This window comes from Arthrobacter sp. Y3221114 (assembly GCF_059092625.1).
On the sequence record NZ_JBNHHW010000002.1, the window covers coordinates 90,229 to 114,798 of the forward strand.

At 67.9% G+C, this 24,570-nt stretch carries 22 protein-coding genes and 1 tRNA gene; 18 read left to right on the forward strand and 5 right to left on the reverse strand.

The genetic code is table 11. The annotated features are described in order from the left end of the window. Positions 1–981, forward strand: a complete 981-nt coding sequence (locus AC5RV3_RS04445) for a metallophosphoesterase (protein WP_494121092.1) — start codon at positions 1–3, stop codon at positions 979–981. Between the two features lie 302 nt (positions 982–1,283). Here AC5RV3_RS04445 and AC5RV3_RS04450 read toward each other — a convergent pair whose 3' ends face one another. After that, positions 1,284–3,002, reverse strand: coding sequence for an HNH endonuclease signature motif containing protein (locus AC5RV3_RS04450; RefSeq protein WP_494121093.1), 1,719 nt, complete (start codon positions 3,000–3,002; stop codon positions 1,284–1,286). A gap of 331 nt (positions 3,003–3,333) precedes the next feature. Then, positions 3,334–3,966 carry a hypothetical protein gene (locus AC5RV3_RS04455; RefSeq protein ID WP_494121094.1) on the reverse strand — a complete coding sequence of 211 codons (633 nt, stop codon included), beginning with the start codon at positions 3,964–3,966 and terminating at the stop codon, positions 3,334–3,336. A 160-nt stretch (positions 3,967–4,126) separates the two neighbouring features. Here AC5RV3_RS04455 and AC5RV3_RS04460 point away from each other — a divergent pair, with 160 nt between their 5' ends. The 6 genes from AC5RV3_RS04460 to AC5RV3_RS04485 all read left to right on the forward strand — a co-directional run bounded on the left by AC5RV3_RS04460 (position 4,127) and on the right by AC5RV3_RS04485 (position 11,061). Next, the gene (locus AC5RV3_RS04460) at positions 4,127–5,923 is read left to right on the forward strand and encodes an ABC transporter ATP-binding protein (protein WP_494121095.1); all 1,797 of its coding nucleotides are present in this window, start codon (positions 4,127–4,129) and stop codon (positions 5,921–5,923) included. Beyond that, complete coding sequence (locus tag AC5RV3_RS04465; RefSeq protein WP_494121096.1) at positions 5,920–7,728, forward strand: ABC transporter ATP-binding protein; 1,809 nt, start codon at positions 5,920–5,922, stop codon at positions 7,726–7,728. The genes AC5RV3_RS04460 and AC5RV3_RS04465 overlap by 4 nt, the downstream gene beginning before the upstream one ends. Positions 7,729–7,827: 99 nt before the next feature. Then, positions 7,828–7,904: transfer RNA gene (locus AC5RV3_RS04470), tRNA-Pro, on the forward strand. A gap of 119 nt (positions 7,905–8,023) precedes the next feature. Further along, a complete protein-coding gene (locus tag AC5RV3_RS04475; protein ID WP_494121097.1) occupies positions 8,024–9,181 on the forward strand; it encodes an FAD-dependent monooxygenase in 1,158 nt (385 codons plus the stop codon). 83 nt (positions 9,182–9,264) lie between these two features. Beyond that, positions 9,265–9,825 carry a hypothetical protein gene (locus tag AC5RV3_RS04480; protein ID WP_494121098.1) on the forward strand — a complete coding sequence of 187 codons (561 nt, stop codon included), beginning with the start codon at positions 9,265–9,267 and terminating at the stop codon, positions 9,823–9,825. A gap of 180 nt (positions 9,826–10,005) precedes the next feature. Next, the gene (locus tag AC5RV3_RS04485; protein ID WP_494121099.1) at positions 10,006–11,061 is read left to right on the forward strand and encodes an AI-2E family transporter; all 1,056 of its coding nucleotides are present in this window, start codon (positions 10,006–10,008) and stop codon (positions 11,059–11,061) included. A 16-nt stretch (positions 11,062–11,077) separates the two neighbouring features. Here the strand turns inward: AC5RV3_RS04485 and AC5RV3_RS04490 are convergent, their stop codons facing one another. Further along, a complete protein-coding gene (locus AC5RV3_RS04490) occupies positions 11,078–12,034 on the reverse strand; it encodes a phosphoribosylaminoimidazolesuccinocarboxamide synthase (RefSeq protein WP_494121100.1) in 957 nt (318 codons plus the stop codon). 12 nt (positions 12,035–12,046) lie between these two features. Next, the gene (gene purD / locus AC5RV3_RS04495) at positions 12,047–13,360 is read right to left on the reverse strand and encodes a phosphoribosylamine--glycine ligase (RefSeq protein ID WP_494121101.1); all 1,314 of its coding nucleotides are present in this window, start codon (positions 13,358–13,360) and stop codon (positions 12,047–12,049) included. Positions 13,361–13,427: 67 nt separating this feature from the next. Here purD and AC5RV3_RS04500 point away from each other — a divergent pair, with 67 nt between their 5' ends. From AC5RV3_RS04500 to AC5RV3_RS04545, 10 genes are all read left to right on the forward strand, one after another. Next, a complete protein-coding gene (locus tag AC5RV3_RS04500; protein ID WP_494121102.1) occupies positions 13,428–14,432 on the forward strand; it encodes an asparaginase in 1,005 nt (334 codons plus the stop codon). A gap of 18 nt (positions 14,433–14,450) precedes the next feature. Further along, positions 14,451–14,813, forward strand: coding sequence for a sterol carrier family protein (locus tag AC5RV3_RS04505; protein ID WP_494113680.1), 363 nt, complete (start codon positions 14,451–14,453; stop codon positions 14,811–14,813). 10 nt (positions 14,814–14,823) lie between these two features. Next, entirely contained in the window at positions 14,824–15,279 is a 456-nt protein-coding gene (locus tag AC5RV3_RS04510) for a hypothetical protein (RefSeq protein ID WP_494121103.1), read from the forward strand. A gap of 72 nt (positions 15,280–15,351) precedes the next feature. Further along, positions 15,352–16,905 (forward strand): amidophosphoribosyltransferase, encoded by a 1,554-nt coding sequence (gene purF, locus AC5RV3_RS04515; RefSeq protein WP_494113678.1) that lies wholly within the window; start codon positions 15,352–15,354, stop codon positions 16,903–16,905. Further along, the gene (purM, locus tag AC5RV3_RS04520) at positions 16,902–18,017 is read left to right on the forward strand and encodes a phosphoribosylformylglycinamidine cyclo-ligase (protein ID WP_494121104.1); all 1,116 of its coding nucleotides are present in this window, start codon (positions 16,902–16,904) and stop codon (positions 18,015–18,017) included. The genes purF and purM overlap by 4 nt, the downstream gene beginning before the upstream one ends. Before the next feature lie 105 nt (positions 18,018–18,122). Continuing rightward, on the forward strand, positions 18,123–18,596 hold the full coding sequence (locus AC5RV3_RS04525; protein WP_494121105.1) for a 2'-5' RNA ligase family protein: 474 nt from the start codon (positions 18,123–18,125) through the stop codon (positions 18,594–18,596). A 99-nt stretch (positions 18,597–18,695) separates the two neighbouring features. Next, positions 18,696–20,246, forward strand: coding sequence for a molybdopterin-dependent oxidoreductase (locus AC5RV3_RS04530; RefSeq protein ID WP_494121106.1), 1,551 nt, complete (start codon positions 18,696–18,698; stop codon positions 20,244–20,246). 139 nt (positions 20,247–20,385) lie between these two features. Beyond that, entirely contained in the window at positions 20,386–21,075 is a 690-nt protein-coding gene (locus tag AC5RV3_RS04535) for a fasciclin domain-containing protein (RefSeq protein ID WP_494121107.1), read from the forward strand. A 167-nt stretch (positions 21,076–21,242) separates the two neighbouring features. Next, the gene (sigK, locus tag AC5RV3_RS04540; protein ID WP_494121498.1) at positions 21,243–21,824 is read left to right on the forward strand and encodes an ECF RNA polymerase sigma factor SigK; all 582 of its coding nucleotides are present in this window, start codon (positions 21,243–21,245) and stop codon (positions 21,822–21,824) included. Then, positions 21,824–22,612 carry an anti-sigma factor gene (locus tag AC5RV3_RS04545; protein WP_494121108.1) on the forward strand — a complete coding sequence of 263 codons (789 nt, stop codon included), beginning with the start codon at positions 21,824–21,826 and terminating at the stop codon, positions 22,610–22,612. The genes sigK and AC5RV3_RS04545 overlap by 1 nt, the downstream gene beginning before the upstream one ends. 198 nt (positions 22,613–22,810) lie before the next feature. On the opposite strand, the gene AC5RV3_RS04550 is transcribed toward AC5RV3_RS04545, so the two are convergent. Beyond that, a complete protein-coding gene (locus tag AC5RV3_RS04550) occupies positions 22,811–23,041 on the reverse strand; it encodes a DUF3073 domain-containing protein (RefSeq protein ID WP_493978099.1) in 231 nt (76 codons plus the stop codon). A gap of 264 nt (positions 23,042–23,305) precedes the next feature. On the opposite strand from AC5RV3_RS04550, the gene AC5RV3_RS04555 reads away from it, so the two are divergent. Continuing rightward, the gene (locus AC5RV3_RS04555) at positions 23,306–24,505 is read left to right on the forward strand and encodes a septum formation family protein (protein ID WP_494121109.1); all 1,200 of its coding nucleotides are present in this window, start codon (positions 23,306–23,308) and stop codon (positions 24,503–24,505) included. The last annotated feature ends 65 nt before the right edge of the window (positions 24,506–24,570 follow it).

The window sequence follows — 24,570 nt, forward strand, 5'->3', positions numbered from 1 at the left end:
GTGGACACTGACTTGCTGCGAGCACGGCTCCGGACCGCAGGCAACCTGGCCCTTGGGGCCACTGCCGCGGGCGGGGCCGCGCTGGTGTACGGCTCCGTTATCGAGCGGAACCTGTTCAAAGTCCGCGAAGAAACGCTGCCCATCCTGCCCGTCGGCCGCGGCCCCCTGAAGATCCTGCATCTGTCCGACATCCACATGACACCCGGGCAGACGCTGAAGCAAAGGTGGCTGCGGCAGCTGGCCTCGCTGGAACCGGATCTCGTGGTCAACACCGGCGATAACCTCAGCCATCAGCAGGCCGTAAAGCCCCTGCTGGACTCGCTCGCCCCGCTGATGGACGTTCCGGGCGTGTTCGTCCCGGGCTCCAACGATTACTACTCCCCGGTGATGAAGAACCCGTTCTCCTACCTCACCGGTCCCTCCACGCAGCCCAAGGACTATGCGGAGCGTGAACTGCCGTGGCGTGAGATGCACGCGGCATTCGGCACCGCCGGCTGGGTCGACTTAACCAACCGGCACCAGTCGCTGGTGGTGGGCCGCGTGCGGCTGGACTTCACGGGCGTGGACGATCCGCACCTGCAGCGCGACCGCTATGCGGGTTTCCCCAACGGTTCGACCACCGCCGATGAAGCCGCGTACCTGCGGATCGCGGTGGCCCACGCCCCGTACCAGCGGGTGCTTGACCGGTTCACTGCCGACGATGCCGACCTGATGCTGGCCGGGCACACCCATGGTGGCCAGGTCTGCATACCGGGCTACGGGGCCTTGATCAGTAACTGCGATCTGCCCACGTGGCGCGCCCGTGGACTGACGTACTGGGAGCACGAGGGGCGTAGCGTCCCGTTGAATGTGTCGGCCGGGCTGGGAACGTCCCGTCTGGCTCCGGTGCGCTTCGCCTGCCGCCCGGAGGCTGTGCTGCTGACGCTGACGCCGGCGGCTCCGGCCGGCGAAGTCCCGGCCGGAGCCCCCGGGCTCAGCTGAGCGCAAAAGCTCTATCCCGGGCAGAGCCGATAGCTCAGCTGAATGCTGAAGCTCCGTCCCGGGCGGAGGCCCATTAGCTCAGCAGAGCTTGAAAGCTCGCTCCCTGGCGGTGGGCCATCAGCTGGCACATAAGCCTGTGGTGCCATTTGTCCTACAAAAGCTGTGCCTCGCCACTTGCAGGCCGCTGATGCGTTCCAACTGTCCCGTGCGCGTCCACCCGCAAGTGCATCTCCACTGTTCCCGCGCGTCCACCCGCAAATGCACCTCCACTGTTCCCCGCGCGTTCACCCGCGCCGGATTGGTCATGGTGCCGTTTGGAGTGGTTGGGGTGGGACGTAGGTTTGCCAGTAGGAGTTGCGCAGCGGTTTGCGGCGGGGGTCGATGTAGTCCGGCGGGGTGAACCAGGGGATGCCGTCGAGGACGTTGATCTGCCAGTTGCCTTGCTCGATCAGGTCGTGGTGGAGCAGGCAGAGGCACACCCCGTTATCGACGGTGGTGCGGCCTCCGGCCCACCACGGGATGATGTGGTGCGCTTCGGTCCAGAACGCGGGCATGCTGCACCCCGGGAAGGCACAGCCCTTGTCCCGGGCGACCAGTGCCCGGCGGATGGCGCGGTTGAAGAACCGTTGCGACCTGCCCAGGTCCAGGATTTCGCCCTCGGACCCGAGGACGGCCGGGATGATCTCGGCGTCGCAGGCCATCCGGCGCACTGTGGTGGCCGAGACCGGTCCGTTGAAGACCGCGTTGCCGCCGCCGGAGAGCAGCCCGGCCAGCTGTTCGTACCCGGTGGTGACGATCACCTGTGTCCGGTGCCCGCCGGACTCCGGAAGCCTGCCGGTGTTCAGCGCGATCCGGCAGGCCCCGACCAGGCCGGCGAGCAGCTTCTGCGCCCGGGTGGCATCGTCCATCGCCTCCACCACGGCCGGATCCACCGCCACGCGGCCATCAGCCCCTGCAGACGCAGCATCTTCTGCCGCGGCCATTTCCGGGCCAGCAGCGTCAGTGCCTGCGTCGGTGTTTGCCGCGCTGCCGGTGTCGGTGCCGGAGGGTCCTGCCGTGTCACTTTCACTTCCGCCGTTGGCGGCGGTTTCGATGGCGTCGGGGCGGATCCGCGGGTTCGCGGCGCTGTTCATCACGGTGGCGAGGGCTTCGTACTGGGCATCGGTGGTATTGATGACGAACTGGTGCAGCCCTCGGCGCCGGCCCCGGTAGAACATGCCCTGCCGGGCCCGCAGTTCCTCCTCGGTCGGCTCGGCACCGTCCTGGTCGACCGCCGTTTCCCACGTCCTGGCGACCATCACCAGGGTATCGGCATCAGCCTCTACGGCCTGCCGGACCAGCGCCGCTTCCATCGCCTGCAACGCCTCCGGGGTACCGGCGTGCCGGGCCCGGTCCAGGGAATCCACCACCAGGGCCGCGGCCCGGCCGCTGACCTCCCCGCCGGCCATGGCCTCCGCCAAGACCGGCAGCGCCGGGACACCGGGTTCCCCGTCAAAGCGCGCCGCCGCGCTGATCGCCTTGCCGACCCGCAGCCTGCGCCGCGCCTCGACAATGCCGATCCCCAGCCTTGAGCGCAGATACTCCGCGTTGTTGGCAAACTCCGTCTTGCGGCGGCGCTGCGCCTGCTTAGATCGGGACAGGTCCGGGTTCGCGGCCTCCACGCCGCCGGCGTTGATCGCCGCCGCCGGATCCGCCCACTCCCCCGCACCTGTGCCGGCCCCGGCAGTACCAGACCCCACCGCGCCGGCACAGGCTTCGGCCTCGGCTCCGGTTTCGGGCGCCGTGGAGTGTTCCCCGTTGCCGGCGATGTCCGCCCGTTCCACGGACTGGGCGCCGACGGCCTGCAGGAACTCCACCAGCTTCGAAACGTCCTCGACCGCCGCTACGGTATTGGCCAGATCCCGGGTACACAAAGATGCAGACTCTGCGGGGAAGCGGTCAGCGACATCTTGCAGCAGGACAAACGCCTGGGCCAAGGATGTTCCCATCTCCCCGGTGCGGTCCAACGGTGCAAGAGCCATACCACAATTTTATTCGTACACACATTCGACGGCCATCGAAAGGTGCCATTGTGTAGGAGTAGTGCCGGTCCAGAGGCAGTGCATGGGGGTAACAATGCGTGCGGGCTCCTAAACAATGGGAGCGGCCCGGAAATCTGTATAGGCGGGCTCCAGATCACGGCCGCAGCAGCCCGCTCGCCCACGCTGCCAAATGGAAGGCAAGCAGCCCGCGAACGCACCATGACGGCGGCCAGCAGCCCGCGAACGCACAATGACAGCGGTAAGCAGCCGCGAACACACAAAGGCAGGCGGAAGCAGCCCGCGAGCGCCCGACGCCAAGGGAAGCACGCTGCTAGGCGGAAGCGGCCGTCTCCGCGTGCGCCGCGCGCCACCTGGACCAGCCGTACAGACTCAGGACGCCCAGCAGGACGGTGAACACGATGCCGTCCAGTGCAAAGAGGACCTGCGGGTTTGCGTTCGCTGCCCCTCTGGCCAGCCCCATCAGCGAGAGGGTGACGCCGATCCACCAGGCTTCGATGACGCCGCGCGCGAGACCGAGGTACAGCAGCGGGGTCAGGAGGCTAACGACCACTGCTTCAGCAATGGCCCCCGGGTCGGCCATGTACATCAGCATCATGGGCAGCACCTCGATACCGAAGAAGACCAGGACCAGCCCCATCAGGAGCGCCGCGGCCAGCCAATCGGGCCGCTGGACCGGATGGACCGGAACCCCTCCGACCCCTGACCGCCCGCGCCACCGCCACCATCCATAGGCGGCCACCGCAGGCAGCACCAGGACGGCAGGGCTAAAAGCGCCCGCCACGCCCATCAAAACCAGGGACAGAACCGGTTCCACCAGCAGCACCAGCCAGCCGGCCGGTTTCCGCAGCACCAAGAGCAGGAAGGCGCCCACTCGCAGCATCGGAAAGAGCATTGACATCCACAGGACCAGCTCGAAGCCGTGCACCACGTCCGTCAGATCCATGCTCTCCCCCGTCGGTGAATGGTTCGGCCCAGACTAGCAAGCATCGGTTTCCCAGCGCGCCGGCCCGGCCGGGCCGGGTAGTGACCAGCGCCTCAAACCGGTCGCTAGGATAGTTGCTGCGGTACACGAAGCCTCCGAACCACTGCGATGAATCGACCACATGACTGAGTTATCCCTCTGGCGCTCGATCGCCCGGCTCAAACACTATGTCCGGCCCATCCTCCCGCGGCTGATCCTGGGATTCTTCAGTGCCCTCGGTGCCAGCCTGGTGGCGCTGGCCATCCCCCAGGTCTTGCGCGGCCTGGTGGATACCATCCATACCGGCGGCCGCCCCTCGGAAGTCTGGGGCCCCGCCGTCGTCATTGCCGTGCTTGGTTTGGCCGAGGCCGCCCTGGTGTACCTGCGGCGCGTGTTCGCGATCGCGCCCGCCACGGACGTGGAGATGGGCATGCGCACCAGCTTCTACCGGCACGTGCAGCATCTGCCGGCTGCCTTCCATGACCGGTGGGGTTCGGGCCAGCTGCTCTCCCGCGCCATGGCCGACTTGGGCCTAATCCGCCGGTGGCTGGCGTTCGGGTCGCTCATGCTGGTGGTCTCCTTCGTCACGGTGGTTGTGGGGCTGGCGCTGATGTTCGCGTTGAACCAACTGCTGGGACTGATCTTCCTGGTCGCCGCCGTACCCCTTGTCTGGCAGGGGTTCCGCTTCCGCACCGCGTTCGGCGCTTCCTCCCGGCTGAGCCAGGACCAGGCCGGGGACCTCGCCACCACGGTGGAGGAATCGGTGCACGGCATCCGGGTGCTCAAGGCCTTCGGCCGCGGCAAGTACGCCTTGGAGAATTTCCACGGCCAGGCCGAAGAACTGCGCCAGACCGAACTGGCCAAGGCCCGCACGCTGTCCAAGTTCCTCGCCACCGTTGTTTCGCTGCCCGATCTGGTGCTGGGCGCAGCGTTGGTCATCGGCATCATGCAGGTCTCCGGCGGACACATGACCGTGGGCGACCTGGTCGCCTTTTTTGCCACCGCTGCCGTGGTGGCCGGGCCGGTGGAAGCGATCGGTTCCCTGATGGGCATGACCCTGACGGCGAAGACCGCCCTGGACCGGCACTTCGACGTGATGGATACGAAGAACACCATCACCGACCCGGACGTACCGGCGCCGCCCGGCTCCGTGCGCGGGGAACTGCGCCTGTCCGACGTCGTCTTCCGCTATCCCGACGCCGCCGCGGACGCGCCCCCGGTCCTCAAAGGCGTGAACCTGCACGTGCGTGCGGGGGAAACTTTGGCGTTGGTCGGGGTCACTGGCTCGGGCAAGAGCACCCTGCTGCAGCTGATCCCCCGGCTGTACGAGGTCACCTCCGGCGCCGTGCACCTGGACGGTACGGATATCCGTCGTTTCCCGCTGGCCGAGCTGCGCGGCCATGTGTCGGTGGCCTTCGAGGATTCCACGCTGTTCTCCACCTCGGTCCGGGACAACGTGCTGCTGGGGGCCCATCCGAACGGCGAAGATCCAGAAAAACTGCTCTCCCGGGCGCTCGAGGTGGCGCAGGCCCGGTTCGCCTACGACCTGCCGCAAGGCGTGGATACGCGGATCGGCGAGGAAGGGCTGAGCCTGTCCGGCGGGCAGCGGCAGCGGATCGCGCTGGCCCGGGCCATCGCGGCCCGCCCGGCCGTGCTGGTGCTGGACGACCCGCTCTCGGCCCTGGATGTGCGGACCGAAGAAGCGGTGACGCAGCGGCTGCGGGAAGAGCTGCGCGGCACCACCACCGTGATCGTGGCGCACCGGCCCTCCACCGTGGCGCTGGCCGACCGGGTGGCGTTGCTGCAGGACGGCCGGATTGCCGCCCTCGGCAGCCACTCGGAACTGCTGCGCAGCAGCACACACTACCGGTACGTGATCGCCTCGCTGGCGGCCGAGCCCACCGTCGAAGACGTCCTGGACGCGAAGGAAGCCCGATGAGTTCCATGACCGGGGTCGCCGGCGAAGACAACATCAACCTGGACCAGGCCGACCGCAAAGCCGTCAGGCGGCGCTCGTTGCGCCTGCTCGGCGAACTTGTGTCTCCGCACAAGCGGCTGTTCGCGCTCTCGATCGTGCTGGTGGTGGCCAGCAATGCCGCCCGGGCAGCCGGTCCGGTGCTGGTGGCCTTCGGCATCAACAATGCGCTGCCGGCCTTCACCGGCGGCGACGCCACTCCCCTGGCGTTGGTCGGTGCCGCCTACGCCGCCATCGCAATTGCCGGCGGATCCCTGCTGGCGGCCTACATCTACGTCACCGCCCGGCTCAGCCAGGCCATGCTGCTGGCCCTGCGGGTCCGGGTCTTCCGGCACACCCAGCGGCTGAGCCTGGAGTTCCACGAAACCTACACGTCCGGCCGGATCATCTCCCGGCAGACCTCGGACCTGGAGGCGCTGCGGGAACTGCTGGACAATGGGGTCACCCAGCTGACCTCCGGCGTGATGTTCATGCTCTTCACGGCCGTCAGCATCGTGGGACTGGACTGGAAGAGCGGGCTGATCATCCTGGTCGCCGCCATCCCCATTGCCTTCGTCACCCGGTGGTACCAAAAGGGCTCCGAGCTGGCCACCCGGGCCTCCCGGGTGGTGTCCGCCCGGTTGATCGTGCACTTTGTGGAAACCATGACCGGCATCCGGGCGGTCAAGGCCTTCCGCCGCGAGCAGGAGAACTCCCGGCGCTACAACGAGCTGGCCGCCGACTACCGCGGCGCGACCCTGAGGAACATCAAGTACTTCGGCGTGCTGCAGCCGGTGTTGAACGGCGTCGGCAACCTGACCGTGGCCGTGGTGCTGCTAATCGGCGGCTTCCGGGTGCTCGACGGCGACCTTGCCATCGGCACCCTGGTCGCGGTGCTGCTGGCCACCAAGCAGGTCTTCCGCCCCACCGAACAGATCGCCATGTTCTACAGCTCCTTCCAGTCCGCGGCCTCCGCGCTGGAGAAGGTCTCCGGGCTGCTGGAAGAAGAGCCGACCATCGTCCCCCCGGCCCGGCCGGTTCCGCTCGAGGACGCCCGCGGCGCGATCCGGTTCCGTGATGCCGTCTTCGGCTACGGCGACGGCCGGGTGGTGCTGCCCAGCCTGAACCTGGACATTCCCGCCGGCCAGACGGTCGCCGTCGTCGGGCAAACCGGAGCCGGCAAGTCCACCGTGGCCAAACTGATCGCCCGCTTCTACGACCTGACGTCCGGATCGCTCACCCTGGACGGTATCGAGCTGCGGCAGCTGTCCAACGAAGACCTGCGCCGCGCCGTCGTGATGGTCACGCAGGAAGCGTTCCTGTTCAGCGGCAGCGTCGCGGAGAACATCGCCCTGGGCAACCCGGAGGCCAGCCGCGCACAGATCGAAGACGCGGCCCGCGCCGTCGGCGCCCACGAGTTCATCCTGTCGCTGCCCGAGGGTTACGACACCGACGTGAACAAGCGCGGCGGCCGCGTCTCGGCCGGCCAGCGGCAGCTCATCTCCTTCGCGCGCGCGTTCCTGGCCGACCCGGCCGTGCTGATCCTGGACGAAGCCACCGCGTCGCTGGACATCCCCAGCGAGCGGCAGGTCCAAAAGGGCCTGCAGACGCTGCTGGGCAACCGCACGGCGCTGATCATCGCGCACCGGCTCTCCACCGTCGAGATCGCCGACCGGGTGCTGGTCATCCACGAGGGGCGGGTGGTCGAGGATGGCTCGCCGGCGGAACTGATCGCCGGCGACGGCCGCTTCGCCCAACTGCACGCGGCGTGGAAGGACTCACTGGTCTGACACCGGCTGGCCGCCGTCGATTTCTCCTTTGGGGGCTGTCTCCGCTATCCTTGAACAGTTGCTTTCGCGGCCGTCACGACGACGGCGGGGCAACGGTATCGGGGTGTGGCGCAGCTTGGTAGCGCGCGTCGTTCGGGACGACGAGGTCGCAGGTTCAAATCCTGTCACCCCGACCAATCACTGAGAACTCCCGCTGCTCATCGGAGCAGCGGGAGTTCTTGCTTTTCCGCTCCCGGAACCGGTTTGTACCGGAGGAAAGTTGTGAACCCGGCCCTAAAGCGGGAAGTATGGTCCCATGGGGTCATTGCAGCGCTCGGCGCTCATCGTAGGGGCCGGAATCGGCGGGCTCGCCACTGCGCGGGCCTTGCAACGAACCGGCTGGAAAGTCCATGTGGTCGAACGCGCCGGGACGCTGCAGCAGCTGGGCACCGGGTTGACGATCTGGGCCAACGGGACGCGCGCCCTGCAGCGCCTCGGCGTATTGGACCCGTTTGAAGAGGCCTCCCTCCCCGTCGGCGGCAGCTCGCACGACCAGTTCGGCAACGTGCTGTCCACGTTCAGCAGCGAAGACCTCCGGCAGCGCTACGGCCACCCGCTGCGTTCCATCCACCGCTCCGACCTCACCACGCTGCTGAACGACTCGCTCTACGTCAACACGGTGCACCTCGGGCTGCAGGCGGTGAAGTTCCGGCGCGACCCGCACGGCGGGACGGTCACGCTGAACAACGGCGGCTCCCTGCACGCCGACCTGGTGATCGGCGCCGACGGCTTGCGCTCACTGGTCCGCCACGACCTGGTCGGCGACGGCGCCCCGCGCGCCTCCGGCATCACCGCCATGCGCGCGGTCTGCCCGATCGGCGATCTCGATCCCGACTGGCTGCCGTGGGGCGAGTCCTGGGGCAACGGGGAAGTTTTCGGCATGGTCCCGCTGCCCGGTGGCCTCATCTACTGGTACGCCACCATGCCCAATGACGCGCTGGCGCAGGACGAGGAAGTCCTCTGGCGCACCCTGGCCCTGCAGCGCTTCGAGGGCTGGCACCCGGCCGTCCGGGCGGTCATCGGCGCCACCAAGAGCCAGGACATCATGGCGCACGAGCTGTTCGACCGGAAACCCGCGGCCGTCTGGTCCGGCAGCCACGCCACCCTGGTGGGCGACGCCGCGCACCCCATGTTGCCGTTCCTGGGCCAAGGTGCGGGACAGGCCCTCGAGGACGCCGTCGCACTGTCCGACGCGCTGGCCGCCGACTGGGACATCACCACGGCCCTGCGCAACTACGAACGGGCCCGCGCCCCGCATACCGCCAAGGTCGTCGAGCGCTCGCGCAAGATGGCAGGCATGGCACGGCAGCGGAAGCCATGGAAGCAGAAGCTCCAGCGGACGTTGATGAGCAAGGCGCCGCAGGCCCTGGTCTTCAAGCAGCTGGACGACGTCGTCGGCCGCGTCAATACCTGACCCGGGCGCCGCAGCGCCCCCACCATTGACTCTGCCCGCGCCACGTACTGGAATGGAAGATAACTCCGTCAGCAGGGGTGTCGATGTTTCTCGCAGAGTTCGCGCAGCTGGCCGTGGCCACGGTCCTGCTTGCCGCCGTGGTTTTCCTGACCTCCTACGCGGTTGAACGCGGCCTGCGCCGCCGTCCCGATCCGGACACGGCCTTCTGGTACTGCTTCTCCGGGCTGTGCTGCGCCCTGGCCGTAGTACTCGCCGCCGCGGTCGCCTTCCCCGCCGCGGTGCCGCTCTGGCTGCTGCTCGCCGCCGGCTGCGCCGCGCCCGCGGTATGGCGGATCAGCAGTTCTGCCGCGGCCGCCATCCGCTACCAGGACACGCGGGACTGGCATAGCGCCGCGGCGCAACACGACGCCCTCCGGGCCCGCTGGCTGGCCTACGAACTGGATCCGGCGCTGGCCATCGACTACCCGGACATGTCGGATGCCTCGCGCCCGGAAACAGCTGCCATGCTGCGTGCCCTGAAACATGCGGACGCGCTGCGTTCCCTTGGTCCCGCTCACGACGGCAGTGCCGGCGCCTATCCCGCGGCCGTCGCCGAAGCGGAGGCCCGGCTGGCGGAAGCCGTACGTGCCTCTGGCCACGGGTAGCCGGAAAGCCCGTTCACCACGGTCGCCCGTGCCGGCAGGCGCAGTGCCATCTTTGGGTATGATCTCGCGCATGGCTTTTCGCGCGGGTCGGCAGGTTAACCAATGAGGCGCCCCCACCACCGCGCCGGTTCGCGCGGATGGACCGGCGTGCGGCGGGGAAATCCGCCCAAGCAACCGGTGGTGCCGGTAGCGCTGCGGACCAGGCCCTTCAAATGGGCATTCCTTGCCAGCCTCGGTGTGGGGGCCGGCGCCGCCGTGCTGAGCGCCATCATGTCCTTGGCGTCCGTGTTGGTGTACATAGGGCTGGCATTTTTCATTGCGCTGGCCTTCGAGCCCGTTATCCGCTGGGCCACATCGAAAGGTTCTCCCCGGTGGGCTGCCGTCCTCGGCATCGTGGCACTCAGCATCGCCACGGTGATTGCGCTGTTCCTCATCATCGTCCCGGCGCTGTCCAGTCAGATCCTTTTGCTCATCAACTCAGCCCCGTCGATCGTCGACGGTTTCCTTGCCCAGCCGTGGGTTCAGGACGGCGTTGACTGGGTCGGGTCGAGTGTCGATGTGGAAGGCCTACTGGACCAAGCTGTCACATTCATTTCCGATCCAGGCAACCTGTCTGCGCTCGGCAGCGGCCTGCTGTCCATCGGATCCACGGTTGTGAACGGCGTGACGGCGGTGATCGTGGTCACCATTCTCAGTCTGTACTTCACATCCACCCTTCCGGCGACCTTACACAAGGCATACCAGGCTGTTCCTCGGTCCAGAAGGAAGCGGACCGCCGAGCTCGCGGATGAAGTCTTTCTGACGGTGGGGCGCTACGTCGCAGGCCAACTGGTATTGGCCCTGGTCAATGGGCTGTTCGTGTTCACCGTCCTTAGCCTCATTGGCGTGTCATTCCCGCTGTTCCTGGCCCTGTTGGCCTTCGTGGGTGCTTTGATTCCGGTGGTCGGCACCATAGCGGCCTATGCCATCATCACGCTCTTTACGCTGATGGTTTCACCTGCCACGGCTCTCGGCGTTGGGCTCGTCCTGCTGGTCTATGCACAGATCGAGGCTTATGTTTTCACCCCTCGCGTGATGGCCCGTGCTGTTGCGGTCCCTGGCGCCTTGGTGATTATCGCCGCGATCGCGGGCGCCACGCTCGGCGGAATCCTCGGCGCTCTCGTCGCTGTCCCGGTCGCCACCGCCGCGGTGCTGATCTACGAACGAGTCCTCGTTCCCCATCAGCAACAAGCGTAGGCGCCGCCGCCGCCGGTCAGGCGAACGTCCGGCCGGTGAGCCGTTCGTAGGCCTCGACGTAGCGGGCCCGCGTCTTCTGCACGATCTCCTCCGGCAGGGCCGGCGGCGGGGTGTTTGAGTTTTTGTCCCAGCCGGAGGCCGGCGACGTCAGCCAGTCGCGCACGAACTGCTTGTCGAACGACGGCTGCGCCTGGCCCGGCTCATAGGTTACCGCGTCCCAAAACCGCGACGAGTCAGGGGTCAGCACCTCGTCGCCCAAGGTGATCTCCCCCGTCGTCGGGTCAATGCCAAACTCAACCTTGGTGTCCGCGAGGATGATTCCCCGCTCCCGTGCGATCTCTTCGGCGCGCGTGTAGATCTGCAGGGTCTTCTCGCGCAGCCGGGCGGCGGTCTCCGCGCCGACGGTCTGGACCACGGCATCGTAGGTGATGTTCTCGTCATGCTCGCCCACTTCGGCCTTGGCCGAAGGTGTAAAGATGGCGGGCTCCAGGCGGGAGCCGTCCACCAGGCCGGCGGGCAGGGGCAACCCGCACACGGTCCGGGATTGGCGGTACTCGGCCAGGCCCGACCCGGTGAGGTAGCCGCGGGCGATGCATTCCACCGGGTACATGTCCAGTTTCTTGCAGACCATGGCCCGGCCGGCCACGGCGTCGGGCACCTCGGTGGACACCACGTGGTGCGCCACCGGGTTGTCCCCCTGGGCGAGCTGTTCGAACCACCACAGGCTCAGCTGGGTGAGGATCCGGCCCTTGTCCGGGATCTCGCTGGACAGCACGTGGTCGTAGGCGCTGATCCGGTCGCTTGCCACCACCAGCACGGTGTCGTTGCGCCGGTCCAACAGGCCCTCGGCGGCAATGTCGTCGCTGGCCGTCTCCACCTGCTGCGGGGCGGCCGGGACGTACAGGTCGCGGACCTTGCCTGAGTAGACGTGCTTCCAGCCGGGCAGTTCGAGTACTTCGGGGGCAAATGCCATGGTTGACGGTCCTCAGTCTTTCTGTGCGCCGGCCCGGGAGTTCGTGCCGGACGCTGGCACCTTGATCTTGCCCTCGGCGGCCAACAGGGCAATGTCGTTGCGGTACTGCGACCCCTCCAGGCTGATGGCTTCGATGCCTTCGTAGGCGCGTTCGCGGGCTTCCACCAGGTCTTCACCCAGCGCGACGACGGCGAGCACCCGTCCGCCTGCGCTGACCACCTTGCCGTTCTCGTCCAGGGCGGTCCCGGCGTGGATCACGTGCACGTCGGTCAAGGCGTTGGCTTTCTTCAGGCCGCGGATCCGATCCCCGGTGCGCGGAGTCCCCGGGTAATTCTCCGAGGCCAACACCACCGTTACGGCGGACCGCTTGGACCAGACCAACTGTTCGGCGTCGTCCAGTTCCCCCTTGGCGGCGGCCAGCAGCAGCCCGCCCAGCGGAGTGCGCAGCCGGGCCAGTACCGCCTGGGTTTCCGGGTCCCCGAAGCGGGCGTTGAATTCGATCACCCGCACGCCGCGGCTGGTGACGGCCAGCCCGCAGAACAGCACGCCCACGAACGGGGTGCCGCGGTGGGCCATCTCGCGGATGGTCGGCAGCGCCACGCGGTCCATGACCTCGTCGACGAAGCCGGGCGGCAGCCAGGTCAGCGGGGTGTAGGCGCCCATGCCGCCGGTGTTCGGGCCCTCGTCGCCGTCGGAGATCCGCTTAAAATCCTGCGCCGGCACCAGCGGAATGGCGCGTTCACCGTCGGAAATCACAAACAGGGAGACTTCCGGGCCGTCGAGGAATTCCTCGATGACCACGGAACCGCCGGCGTCGAAGCAGGCCTGGGCGTGTGCCAGGGCGGCATCGCGGTCTTCGGTCACCACCACGCCCTTGCCGGCCGCCAGCCCGTCGTCCTTGACTACATAGGGGGCCCCGAACGAATCCAGGGCTTCGGCCGCTTCCTCGGCGTTGGTGGCCACATGCGCCATGGCGGTGGGCACGTTCGCGGCGGCCATGACCTGCTTGGCGAAGGCCTTGGAGCCTTCGAGCCTGGCCGCTTCCTTGCTGGGGCCGAACACCGGGATCCCGGCCGCGCGCAACGGGTCGGCCACGCCGGCGGCCAGCGGGGCCTCCGGGCCCACCACCACCAGGTCGGACTCCAGCCGCCGGGCAAGCTCGGTCACCGCCGCCGGGTCGTTCGCGTCTACCTGGTGCGTGGGCACGATCTGCGCGATGCCGGCGTTGCCTGGGGCGGCATGCACCTCGGTGACAAAGGGATCGGCCAGCAGGGAACGGATTATTGCGTGCTCGCGGCCGCCGGGGCCGATCACAAGTACCTTCACAAGGAACTAGCCTACTGGGCGCGGGGCGGAGCCTCGAAGTTGTTGCACCGGCCCCTAAACTAAGTCCATGCCCGAGACATTCAAAGCCGCGGACGCCGTGGAACTGGCCGTCGTTGAACGCAACGGTTTCATCGAGTCCCGCCATCTGGGCTCCGCGGTGGTCATGGCCGCGGACGGCACCGTGGTGACCGAACTCGGCGACATCGCCGCACCGATCTTCCCGCGCTCAACCCTTAAGCCCTTCCAGGCCCTGGCCGCCATGCAGTCCGGCGTCCCGCTGCGCGGCGACCAGGTGGCCCTGGCCTGCGCCAGCCACGTGGGGTCGCTCGAGCACATGGACGTGGTGGAGGGCATGCTCAAGGCCGCCGGCCTGACCGAGGCCGATCTTCGCTGCCCGCCGGCGTGGCCTCAGGACGAGCAGGCGCGCGGCTGGTTGGTCCGCACCGAACGCGGCCAGCAGCGGCTGTCCTTCAACTGCTCCGGCAAGCACGCCGCCTTCCTCTGGGCCTGCGTGGAGAACGGCTGGAACACCCACACCTACCTGGAACCGAACCATCCCCTCCAGCGCCGCGTGATGGAAGTGATCGAGGAATACGCCGAGGAAAAGATCGAGCACATCGCCGTCGACGGCTGCGGCGCCCCGGCACCCGCGCTGTCGTTGAGCGGCCTGGCCCGGGCCGTCGGGAAGCTGGCGAAGGCGCCGGCGGACAAGAACGCCGATGCCCGCGCCGCCACCATCGCCACCGCCATGCTGGACTACCCGTGGGCGGTGCACGGCTGGGGGCAGGAAAACACCGTGGTGATGGATCAACTGGAGATCGTTGCCAAGTCCGGCGCCGAGGGCGTGATCGTGATGGGCACACCCCACGGCGTCTCGGTGGCGGTGAAGATCCTGGACGGCAGCGGCCGTGCCGCGTCGCTGATCGCGCTGACCCTGCTGGCCGCCTGCGGCGCCGTCGACGTGGAGAAGGTCGGCCCGGTGCTGGAGGACGTGGTCAAGCCGGTGCTGGGCGGCGGCCAGCCCGTCGGCCGGTTGCGGCTGGCACCGCCCATGGTCGCACTGCTGGACTGAGCCGCGGAAGGACCTTTGATGGGAGTACGACGCCGGATCCCGGCTCAGGAGGGCAACGCCGCCGTGGGTGCGTGGCGGGGCGGGGCCACGGACCGGAAGACCACTGCCACGGCGGTGCGGTACGCCTTGGAAGAACTGGCCGAGCGTGCCCCCGGCAACAGCGTGGAGGTGCGAGTGCCGCCGTTCGGCGTCGCCCAGTGCATCGAGGGCCCCCGGCACACCCGGGGCACACCGCCGAATGTGGTGGAAACCGACCCCGCCACCTGGCTCGCCCTCGTGACGGGCGCGCTCGGGTGGGACGCCGCCGTCGCCGAGGGCAAGGTGGCGGCCTCCGGGCTGCGGGCCGAACTGGCGGACAGGCTGCCGCTCTTCGCCCGGTAGGCTGGAACGTATGACTTCTGAGCAAGAACCGGCTCGCGACCGCAGACCCATCGAGCCGGACCGCCGCGACGTCACCGTTCGCCGGGCGCCGAAGTTTGCGCCCTTCATCTTTGTCTGGGCCGTGCTGGGCGTCGTGCTGGCCGCCGTGTCCGCCTACACCGGGCCGGAGAACGAGGAGTTCACCCGCGGCACCGTTTTCGCCTTCCTGGCCGTGCTGTTCGCCTTGGGCGGCATCCTGGTGGGATCGCTGCTGTTCCTGCTGATCGACCGGGCCAGCGTCAAGCGCGCGAAGCACGTGACGGCGGTTGCCGAACCGGGGCGGGAAGATTCGGCGGACCCCGCAGCGGATCCCACGGGCCCCGCTGACCTTCCGGAGACGCCCGGTGACCGGGCCGGAAGCACCGCCATCACCCGCGAACGGGACGGCGAAACCGACGGCGACACCGAGGACGAACGCAAGGCGTAACACGCCGGCGGGCACCCGTAATGCCCGTCACCTCGGTGATGCCGTGCGCCGGACGCATGAGAGAATAGGCGGGTGGCACGCGGTGACGGAAAACTCTCCCATGAACTTCTCCCCGGCGAAAAGGGACCCCAGGACGCCTGTGGCGTTTTCGGCGTCTGGGCACCCGGAGAAGAAGTTGCAAAACTGACCTACTACGGCCTGTACGCCCTGCAGCACCGCGGACAGGAGTCCGCCGGTATTGCCACCAGCGACGGCAAACGCATCAATGTCTACAAGGACATGGGCCTGGTGTCCCAGGTCTTCGACGAAACCACACTGAACACGCTGAGCGGGCACATCGCCGTCGGCCATTGCCGCTACTCCACCACCGGCGGCTCCACCTGGGCGAACGCACAGCCGACGCTGGGCGCCACCGCCACCGGCACCGTGGCGCTGGCCCACAACGGCAACCTGACCAACTCCGCGGAACTGTACGAGAAGGTGCTGGAGAAGTTCGGCAAGCCCGACCGCGGCGAACTGGCCCAGGGCAACACCACGGACACCGCGCTGGTCACCGCGCTCATGGCCGGCGAGGAGGGCCAGACCCTCGAGGAGCGCTCCCTGGAGCTGCTGCCCAAGCTGCGCGGCGCTTTCTGCTTCACCTTCATGGACGAAGGCACGCTGTACGCCGCCCGCGACCCGGCCGGGGTCCGCCCGCTGGTGCTGGGCCGGCTGGAGCGCGGCTGGGTGGTCGCTTCCGAGACGGCCGCGCTGGACATCGTGGGCGCATCGTTCGTCCGCGAAGTCGAACCCGGCGAATTCATCGCCATCGACGAGAACGGCCTGCGCTCCCAGCGCTTCGCCGAGAAAAAGCCTGCCGGTTGCGTCTTCGAATACGTCTACCTGGCCCGCCCGGACACCTCCATCAACGGCCGCAGCATCCACGCGGCCCGCGTGGAAATGGGCCGGAAGCTCGCCAAGGAGCATCCGGCCGAGGCCGACCTGGTGATTCCGACGCCGGAATCCGGAACACCGGCTGCCATCGGCTACGCCGAAGCGTCGGGCATCCCCTACGGCCAGGGGCTGGTCAAGAACGCCTACGTGGGCCGGACCTTCATCCAACCCAGCCAGACCATTCGCAAGCTCGGCATCCGGTTAAAGCTGAACCCGCTGCGGTCCGTGGTGCAGGGCAAGCGGCTGGTGGTGATCGACGATTCGATCGTCCGCGGCAACACCCAGCGGGCCTTGGTCCGGATGCTGCGGGAAGCCGGTGCCGCCGAGGTGCATGTGCGCATCTCGTCCCCGCCCATCAAGTGGCCGTGCTTTTACGGCATCGACTTCGCCAGCCGGGCCGAGCTGATCGCCAACGGCATCGGGGTCGAAGATGTCAGGGCGTCGCTCGGCGCGGACAGCCTGGGGTACATCTCCGAAGAGGGCATGATCGAGGCGACGGAACAGCCCCGCGAGCGGCTGTGCACCGCGTGCTTCACGGGCGAGTACCCGATCGAGCTGCCGTCCGCGGACCGCCTGGGCAAGAACCTGCTGGAACGCAGCGCCGCAGACCAGGAACACGGCTCGTGCGACCCCGGGCCGGATTCGGAACTGGAGAAGCTCCTGACCGCCGACGACAAGAAAGAGCGAGTATGACCTCCCCCGAACAGGGCCAGATCACCTACGCCAGCGCCGGCGTCGACGTAGAGGCCGGCGATAAGGCCGTCGAGCTGATGAAGGGGGCCATCAAGGCCACTCACAACGCCAACGTCATCGGCGGGGTCGGCGGTTTCGCCGGTCTGTACGACGTTTCGGCACTGCTGAAGTACCGCAAGCCCCTGCTGGCCACCTCCACCGACGGCGTGGGCACCAAGGTGGCCATCGCCCAGGCCATGGACATCCACGACACCATCGGTTTCGACCTGGTAGGCATGGTGGTGGACGACATCGTGGTGGTCGGGGCAGAGCCGCTGTTCATGACCGACTACATCGCCTGCGGCAAGGTGGTCCCGGAGCGGATCGCAGACATCGTGCGGGGCATCGCCGCCGCCTGCGAGGTGGCCGGCACCGCCCTGGTGGGCGGGGAGACCGCCGAGCACCCCGGCCTGCTGGGCGAACACGAATACGACGTTGCCGGCGCCGCCACCGGCCTGGTCGAAGCCGACGACCTGCTGGGCCCGGAGCGGGTCAAGGACGGGGACGTCGTCATCGGCATGGCCTCCTCGGGCATCCATTCCAACGGGTATTCCCTGGTCCGCCGCGTGATCAACCATGCAGGCTGGGCGCTGGACCGGCAGGTCAGCGAGTTCGGCCGGACCCTGGGCGAGGAACTCCTGGAGCCCACCCGCGTCTACGCGGCGGACTGCCTGGATCTGGCCCGCTACGAGGCTGCCGGCGTCCACGGCTTCAGCCACGTCACCGGCGGCGGGCTGGCCGCAAATCTCGCGCGCGTGCTGCCTCAGGGACTCATGGCCACGGTGGACCGTTCCACCTGGGAGCTGCCGGCCATCTTCAAGCTCATCGGCGAGCTGGGCAACGTCCCGCAGGCCGACCTGGAACGGACGCTGAATTTGGGCGTCGGCATGGTTGCCATTGTGGACGGCGCCAGTGCCGATGCCGCCGTGCAGCGCCTGAATGAGCGCGGCGTGCCCGCGTGGGTGATGGGACAGGTGGGTCCGGCCGACCCGTCCCTGGGCGGCATCGACTATGTCCAGGGCGCCAAGGGCGTCGACGGCGGTGCCGTCCACTTGGTGAACTCCTACGCCTAGGCCCCCCTCGGACACCGGGCCGCCCTTGCACCGCGAACGCGACGGTGCAGGGGCGGTTTTGTTTCCCGCATACCCACCAGCCGGTCCCGGTGGCACACTGGGCGGATGGGTGCGTATGTGGTGGTGGCGTTCGTCAGGCCGGTGAGCGCCGGCTACTTGTTCCCGCGCAGCCAGTGGCCGCTGCACATCACGCTGGCCCGCTTCGATACCCGGGAGCCGTCCGACGCCGTCGGCGGGCGCGTTGGCCCGGCGCTCTCCGGCTGCCTGGGGTTTGACGTGCGCATCGGTGCCGACGCGTTCTTCGGGCGGGGCGGATCCGTGCCGGTCTCGCTGGTAGAGCCGGAACCACAGCTGCAGTTGCTGCACGACAGCCTGCTCGACGCGCTGGGCGATGATGTCCACCTGCTGAGTCCGCACCACCTGCGGGAGAACTTCCGCCCGCACGTCAGCCATCAGGCAGAAGGCCGCCTCCATGCCGGCGACACAGTCCACGTGGGCCAGGCGGCCCTGGTGGACATGCGCCCCGATGGAGACGCGAAGCACCGGATGGTCGTCGCCGTCTGGGACGGGACACGCTAGGCCGGCGACCTGACACCGATTCGGAGCAAATCGCAGGATGGATCAGGGCGGTTGCGGCGCCGGACCAATACGCGCAGGCCCCGGCTCCGAATATGAGGTGTGAAGACTCTCAAACTATCGCCCCGATCCATCCTGGCGGCCGCCGCGGGAATCATTGCCGCCAGCATCCTGCTGGGCACCGCACAGCTGGTGGGCACGTGGTTCCGCCCCGCTGCTTCTCCCTTGGTCGCCGTGGGAGCAGCGTTCATCGATTTCACGCCAACATGGCTGAAAAATTTCGCTGTGGACACCTTTGGCACGGCTGACAAGACCGTCCTGGTCGTTGCGATGGTTACTGTGATGGCCGTTCTGGCCGCCGCGGTCGGGCTGCTCGCCCGGCGCCGATGGCGGGACGGCACCGCCGCCGTGCTGCTGCTGGGCGGCGTGATCTCTTTGGCAGTGATCACCCGTTCGGGCGCCGAACTCCTTGATCTGCTGCCGACGGCGGCAGGAACCGTGGCCGGGCTGGCCGCCCTTCGACTACTGATGCACCGGCTTTCACCTCAATCCTCCGTGACTGGTCCGGGTAGCGGACTGCCGCCCTCCCGGCGCTCCTTCTTTGCCGCCGCCGCCGTCCTCAGCGTGGGCGCTGCCGTCATGGCAGCTGGCGGCGCGGCGCTCAAGGGAGTGCGCGGGGGCGTCCAGGAGATCCGGCGTGCCTTGCGCCTGCCGGCCCCTGCGCTCCCCGCGGAAGCCATGCCGCCGGGAGTGCAGGCACCGGTGCGGGGCGTCGTCCCCTTCGTGACGCCGAACGCTGATTTCTATCGGATCGACACCGCGCTGGCGGTACCGGAAGTGGACCCGGCGACCTGGCAGCTGCGGGTCCATGGCATGGTGGAAGAGGAGTTCACCCTGTCCTTCGCCGAGCTGCTGGCCTCCCGACTCGTCGAATCGCAGGTGACGTTGACCTGCGTCTCCAACGCGGTGGGCGGCGAGCTGGCCGGCAACGCCACGTGGCTCGGCTACCCCCTGGCGCAGCTACTGGACCGGGCACGTCCGCTGCCCGGCGCCGATATGGTGCTCTCGACCAGCGCCGATGGCTTCAGCGCCTCCACTCCGCTGGAAGCGCTGACGGACGGCCGCGATGCCCTGCTGGCCGTCGGCATGAACGGCGAGCCACTGCCTTTGGAGCACGGATTTCCGGTGCGCATGGTGGTCCCGGGCCTCTACGGTTTCGTGTCGGCCACCAAATGGGTTGTGGATCTGGAGGTCACCCGGTTCCAGGACAAGACCGCCTACTGGACGGACCGCGGGTGGTCCGAGCGCGCGCCGATCAAGACGGCGTCACGGATCGAGGCACCGCGGCCGTTCGCCCGTGTGCCGGCTGGCAAGGTGGCAGTGGGCGGAACGGCCTGGGCGCAACAACGGGGCATTGACCGTGTTGAAATCCAAGTGGACGACGGACCCTGGCGGGAGGCCGTCCTCGCCGCCGAAGCCACCATCGACACGTGGCGTCAGTGGTCCTTCAACTGGGAGGCGGAGTCCGGCCAGCATTACCTGCGGGTGCGTGCCTACGATTCCGCCGACGGGCTGCAGACCCCGGAACGGGCAGACCCCATCCCGAACGGCGCCTCCGGCTGGCATTCCATCTCCGTCACCGTCGAGCCCTGATCCCTGCCCTGCCCTGCCGAAAACTTTTCCTTATATCCAATCCGTCCCCGGCCCCGTTCCGAATACATGATGACAGCCCGGAGGGTTTCACCGCCGGGAACAGGGCGGCAGCTGCCGCCGACCAGTAAGGAGAAAAGCCATGTTGAAGAACACCAACAGGACGTTTGCAGCACTGGGACTCGTAGCGGCTGCAGGCTTGGGACTGGCCGCCTGCGGCGGTTCGGGTGAGACGGCTGCTCCCGGCGCCGCCGGCGAAGAGACCAGCGGTCCCGACTCCATGACAACAGAGTCGATGGCGCCGGAGGATTCCGGCACCGACATGGGAGACCCGATGGCCAACCTGGTCGGACCCGGCTGCGCCGACTACGCAGCACAGGTTCCCGACGGCGCCGGCTCGGTGGAAGGAATGGCCGCCGATCCCGTCGCAGTCGCTGCGTCCAACAATCCAATCCTGACCCAACTCACGGCTGCCGTCTCCGGCAAGCTTAATCCCGACGTGGATTTGGTGGACACGCTGAACAGCGGGGAATTCACCGTCTTCGCGCCGGTGGACGCCGCCTTCGAGGAGATTTCGGCCGAAACGGTGGACACCCTCAAGGCGGATGCGGACATGTTGACCAGCATCCTGACCTACCACGTGGTGGAAGGCCAGCTGGCGCCGGAAGACATCGCCGGCGAGCACGCCACCGTGCAGGGCGGTTCCGTGGAGGTGACCGGCAGCGGCGATGAACTGATGGTCAACGACGCCATGGTGGTTTGCGGCGGCGTACAGACCGCCAACGCCACCGTCTACCTGATCGACTCGGTGCTGATGCCGCCGGCCAAGTAGGCCGAAGCCCTCCCCTTTGGGGAGTGATGGGGGAAGGTACGACGGCGGCCCGAAGCCGCCGTCGTACCTTGGCCAGGCAACAACAGGCGGCTGCAGCAGGGCATAATCTGCCGAAACCAGGAGTCAGGAGGTGCACCGTGGCGGACGGACATGAGAACCTTGACCCCATGCGATTGCCGTGGCTGCGGTCGGTGGAGTCGACCGGACCAGCGACGCAGGAGGAACTCATCCGCCGCGTGGCACTGGGCGACGAAGCCGCTTTTGAGGCACTCTACGATGCCGTGGCGCCCACGATCTTCGGCCTGGTGCGGCGGGTGGTCCGCGACCCCGCCCAAAGCGAGGAGGTCGCCCAGGAAGTCTTCGTGGAGGTCTGGCAGCAGGCCGGACGATTCGATGCCGATCGGGGCAAGGCCCTCTCTTGGATATTGGTGATCGCACACCGGCGGGCCGTGGATCGGGTCCGCTCCAGTCAGGCCAGCGCAGACCGGGACCTGCGGCAAGGGGTCAAGGAATACCAGGCGAGCTACGATGACGTCGCCAGTACGGTGGAACTTCGACTCGAGTCTGAACGTGTAGCCAAGGCGCTTGATGCGCTGACGGACAACCAGCGCGAAGCCATCAAGCTGGCTTACTATGGCGGCCATACACACCGGGAGGTGGCCACCATGCTGCATATTCCGGTGGGAACAGTGAAGACGCGGATCCGGGACGGAATGATCCGCTTACGGGACAAGTTGGGAGTGGCGTGATGGACGAGCAGTTGCATCTGTTGACCGGCGCGTACGCCCTCAACGCCTTGGACGACGACGAGCGCGCGGCTTTTGAACGTCACGCGTTGTTCAACGAGGACAGCCGCGAGGAGGTGCGCGGCCTCAGCGAGACCGCCGCCCTGCTGGCCTACGGCACTCCGGCCGTGGCCCCACCTCCGGAGCTCAAGGACAAGGTCATGTCCTCCATCCGGAACACCCGGCAGCTGCCGGTGAATGCGGTCGTGACGGACCTTGGTGATCGACGGAAGGCTGGGGAAACCGGCGCCGGCCGCGAAAAGGCTGCGGCCGCGAGTACGACGGCGGTTCGCTGGCTGGGCGCGGCGGCGGGCATCCTGCTGGTCGCCGCGGCTGCCCTGGGCGGCTGGGCCGTGGGCCTGGCGAATGACCAGGCACGGACCGAGCAGCACCTGCAGGCTCTCGCCGACCAGCAGGCTGAAGTCCTGTCCGTCCTGATGGCCCGGGATTCCAAGGTGATACCGGGGCGTTTGCCGGATGGTGCGGTGGTCAACATCGCGGTCTCGGTCGAGAGCGGCAAAGCAGCGGTGATCACCGAAGGCCTGCCTGCGCTGGCGGAGGACCGCACATACGAACTGTGGCTGATTTCCGACAAGGGGGCCATGCCTGCAGGTCTTATCGAAGCCACGGGGCAAACCAGCATGAATATGCTGGAGGACATTTCAGGCGCGACCCACGTGGGCCTCACGGTAGAACCAGCCGGGGGCTCGCCCCAGCCGACCACCGATCCCATCCTGCTGCAGGAACTCTAAGAACCTGGCACCGCAAGGGTGGGAAAGCTTGTCCGCCCCCGCGGGCATGCATTGTCCGACCCGCGGGCATGAGCGTGTTCCTCGTCATGGAGCATGACCGGACGCCGGCGTCCCAAGCCGCAGTGCGGTAAACAAGGATCGGGCACGGGACGTGCTGCAGCGGAAGACTCCCGTCCGGGAGGAAACGACCGAAGCCGGCTAACCTACGTTGCGGCTGCCGTGATCTTCGTCGTCGTCGTACTGATCTGCGTACTTGTCCTCGTAGTCCGAGTAGTCCGGCTCATATGGCTCCTCGGAAAACGTGTCGGAGTTATGGCGTTTCGCAGCGCCGAGTTCGCGCTGGAGAGCAGTCAAGTCAGTGGCCGGGCTGAAATACTTCATGTCCCGGGCCTGCCTGGTTGCTTTTGCCTTCTGACGGCCGCGCCCCATGGCGTGACCCCCTTTGTACGTCGATCCGGAAGTGGTCGCACGACTAGCGCACGAGGCCCCGGAATAATTGATCAATTCTGTCGTACTTATAGGGTACATGGTTTTCCCGACCGCTCGTGGCAGGCCAACAAGGGCCGGGAGGCGGCCCTCCCGGTCTCCGAAACGACGAAATCGTGCGGCGACGCGGGATTGTTGGCTAAAGTCATCGTGGACCGGTTCTCCCGTTCTCCCGGAAGACAACACGCACGGAAGGCAAGTTTCCCCATGAGCGAACAGGACAAGCTGCCTGACGACGACGGGAGGCCTCCGCTGGAGCGCCCCGAGAACCTTGAGGTACCCGATCCCAGCCTGCGCGTCAGCGCCGACGAGGTAGAGCTGGCCGAGCCAACTCTGGGTCCGGCCCGCATCAGTGAGGATGCCGCGACCGAGGCCGACCTGGCCAAGGCCGCCGCCGAAGCCGAAGCGGTGGAGAAGGAAGCCGACGCCGCCGGCGAACTGGTGGGCGGTACCCGCGAGGACCGCAGCATCAAGGCCCGCGGCACCGCGCCTGCGGGAGCACCCGCGGGCGATCACGTCCCGGCGGACGGCGCAGCAGCGCGCGACCGAGACGCGGCGGGCGGCGCGCCGGCCGCCCCTGTCACCGGCCCGGCGGATGCCTCGGAGCCCGACGTCTCCGCGGCCCCTGCCCACGACGCGGACGCACCGGAAACCTCGGAGCCAGAGACGCCTCGGCCCCCTGCCCACGGGGCCGCCGTAGCGGGGGCACCGGCGCCGCCGGCCGCAGCCGTCCCGCCCTCGGACTGGGACTCCGCGCCGCCCGGCTCCGACGGCTCCGCGCCGGAGAAGAAGTGGTATTCCACCGCCGTCGGCGGCCTGCGCCGCAACGGCGCCCGTGACGGCGCCGGGGACGACGCCGGCGATCCCGCCGCGGGCCCGGCGCGGAAAATGGACTGGAAGCCGCTGGTCATCATCGGCGCGGTCGTCATTGTGGCCATCGTGATTATCGCCATGATCGTCTCCAGCCTGACCAGCGGCTCGCCTGCCGGCGGGGCGGCCACTCCCGCGTCGTCGCAAACCGCCGCACAGACGCCCAACGGGGACGGCGTTGTCGCGGAGAACGTCTCGCCGTTCGATTTCCAGCAGGGCCAGTGCTTCACGAAATTCGAATCCGTGATGCGTGAAGCGACGGTCGTCACCTGTGACACGCCGCATACGGCGCAACTTGTCGGCACCTTCTCCTACGGGGACGACGAAGAGTTCCCGGGCGCCGACGAACTGAACATCAAGGCCCAGGAGGTCTGCACCGCCGTCGCCCTGAACGACTCCGCGGCGGACCAGCCGGACCTCAAGGACTCCTACGGCATGCCTTCGAAGGAGACGTGGGCGCAGGGCGATCGCAGGATCGACTGCTTCAAGATCGCCGAAGAGGGCCAGGAGATCACCGGCTCGCTCGTCGACCAGTAACCCGGGGACGAAACAGTCCGGCGGCCACCGCTGTGCGGGGCCGCCGGACTTCTTTTGGGACTCGG

What these genes read in the sequence shown, in the direction of transcription:
- AC5RV3_RS04550 (WP_493978099.1), bottom strand. Translation starts at nt 23,041, where the DNA reads ATGGGGCGCGGCCGTCAGAAGGCAAAAGCAACCAGGCAGGCCCGGGAC.
- AC5RV3_RS04545 (WP_494121108.1), top strand. Translation starts at nt 21,824, where the DNA reads ATGGACGAGCAGTTGCATCTGTTGACCGGCGCGTACGCCCTCAACGCC.
- AC5RV3_RS04475 (WP_494121097.1), top strand. Translation starts at nt 8,024, where the DNA reads ATGGGGTCATTGCAGCGCTCGGCGCTCATCGTAGGGGCCGGAATCGGC.
- AC5RV3_RS04500 (WP_494121102.1), top strand. Translation starts at nt 13,428, where the DNA reads ATGCCCGAGACATTCAAAGCCGCGGACGCCGTGGAACTGGCCGTCGTT.
- AC5RV3_RS04555 (WP_494121109.1), top strand. Translation starts at nt 23,306, where the DNA reads ATGAGCGAACAGGACAAGCTGCCTGACGACGACGGGAGGCCTCCGCTG.
- AC5RV3_RS04450 (WP_494121093.1), bottom strand. Translation starts at nt 3,002, where the DNA reads ATGGCTCTTGCACCGTTGGACCGCACCGGGGAGATGGGAACATCCTTG.
- AC5RV3_RS04460 (WP_494121095.1), top strand. Translation starts at nt 4,127, where the DNA reads ATGACTGAGTTATCCCTCTGGCGCTCGATCGCCCGGCTCAAACACTAT.
- AC5RV3_RS04490 (WP_494121100.1), bottom strand. Translation starts at nt 12,034, where the DNA reads ATGGCATTTGCCCCCGAAGTACTCGAACTGCCCGGCTGGAAGCACGTC.
- AC5RV3_RS04510 (WP_494121103.1), top strand. Translation starts at nt 14,824, where the DNA reads ATGACTTCTGAGCAAGAACCGGCTCGCGACCGCAGACCCATCGAGCCG.
- AC5RV3_RS04525 (WP_494121105.1), top strand. Translation starts at nt 18,123, where the DNA reads ATGGGTGCGTATGTGGTGGTGGCGTTCGTCAGGCCGGTGAGCGCCGGC.
- sigK (WP_494121498.1), top strand. Translation starts at nt 21,243, where the DNA reads ATGCGATTGCCGTGGCTGCGGTCGGTGGAGTCGACCGGACCAGCGACG.
- AC5RV3_RS04535 (WP_494121107.1), top strand. Translation starts at nt 20,386, where the DNA reads ATGTTGAAGAACACCAACAGGACGTTTGCAGCACTGGGACTCGTAGCG.
- AC5RV3_RS04465 (WP_494121096.1), top strand. Translation starts at nt 5,920, where the DNA reads ATGAGTTCCATGACCGGGGTCGCCGGCGAAGACAACATCAACCTGGAC.
- AC5RV3_RS04505 (WP_494113680.1), top strand. Translation starts at nt 14,451, where the DNA reads ATGGGAGTACGACGCCGGATCCCGGCTCAGGAGGGCAACGCCGCCGTG.
- AC5RV3_RS04455 (WP_494121094.1), bottom strand. Translation starts at nt 3,966, where the DNA reads ATGGATCTGACGGACGTGGTGCACGGCTTCGAGCTGGTCCTGTGGATG.
- purM (WP_494121104.1), top strand. Translation starts at nt 16,902, where the DNA reads ATGACCTCCCCCGAACAGGGCCAGATCACCTACGCCAGCGCCGGCGTC.
- AC5RV3_RS04480 (WP_494121098.1), top strand. Translation starts at nt 9,265, where the DNA reads ATGTTTCTCGCAGAGTTCGCGCAGCTGGCCGTGGCCACGGTCCTGCTT.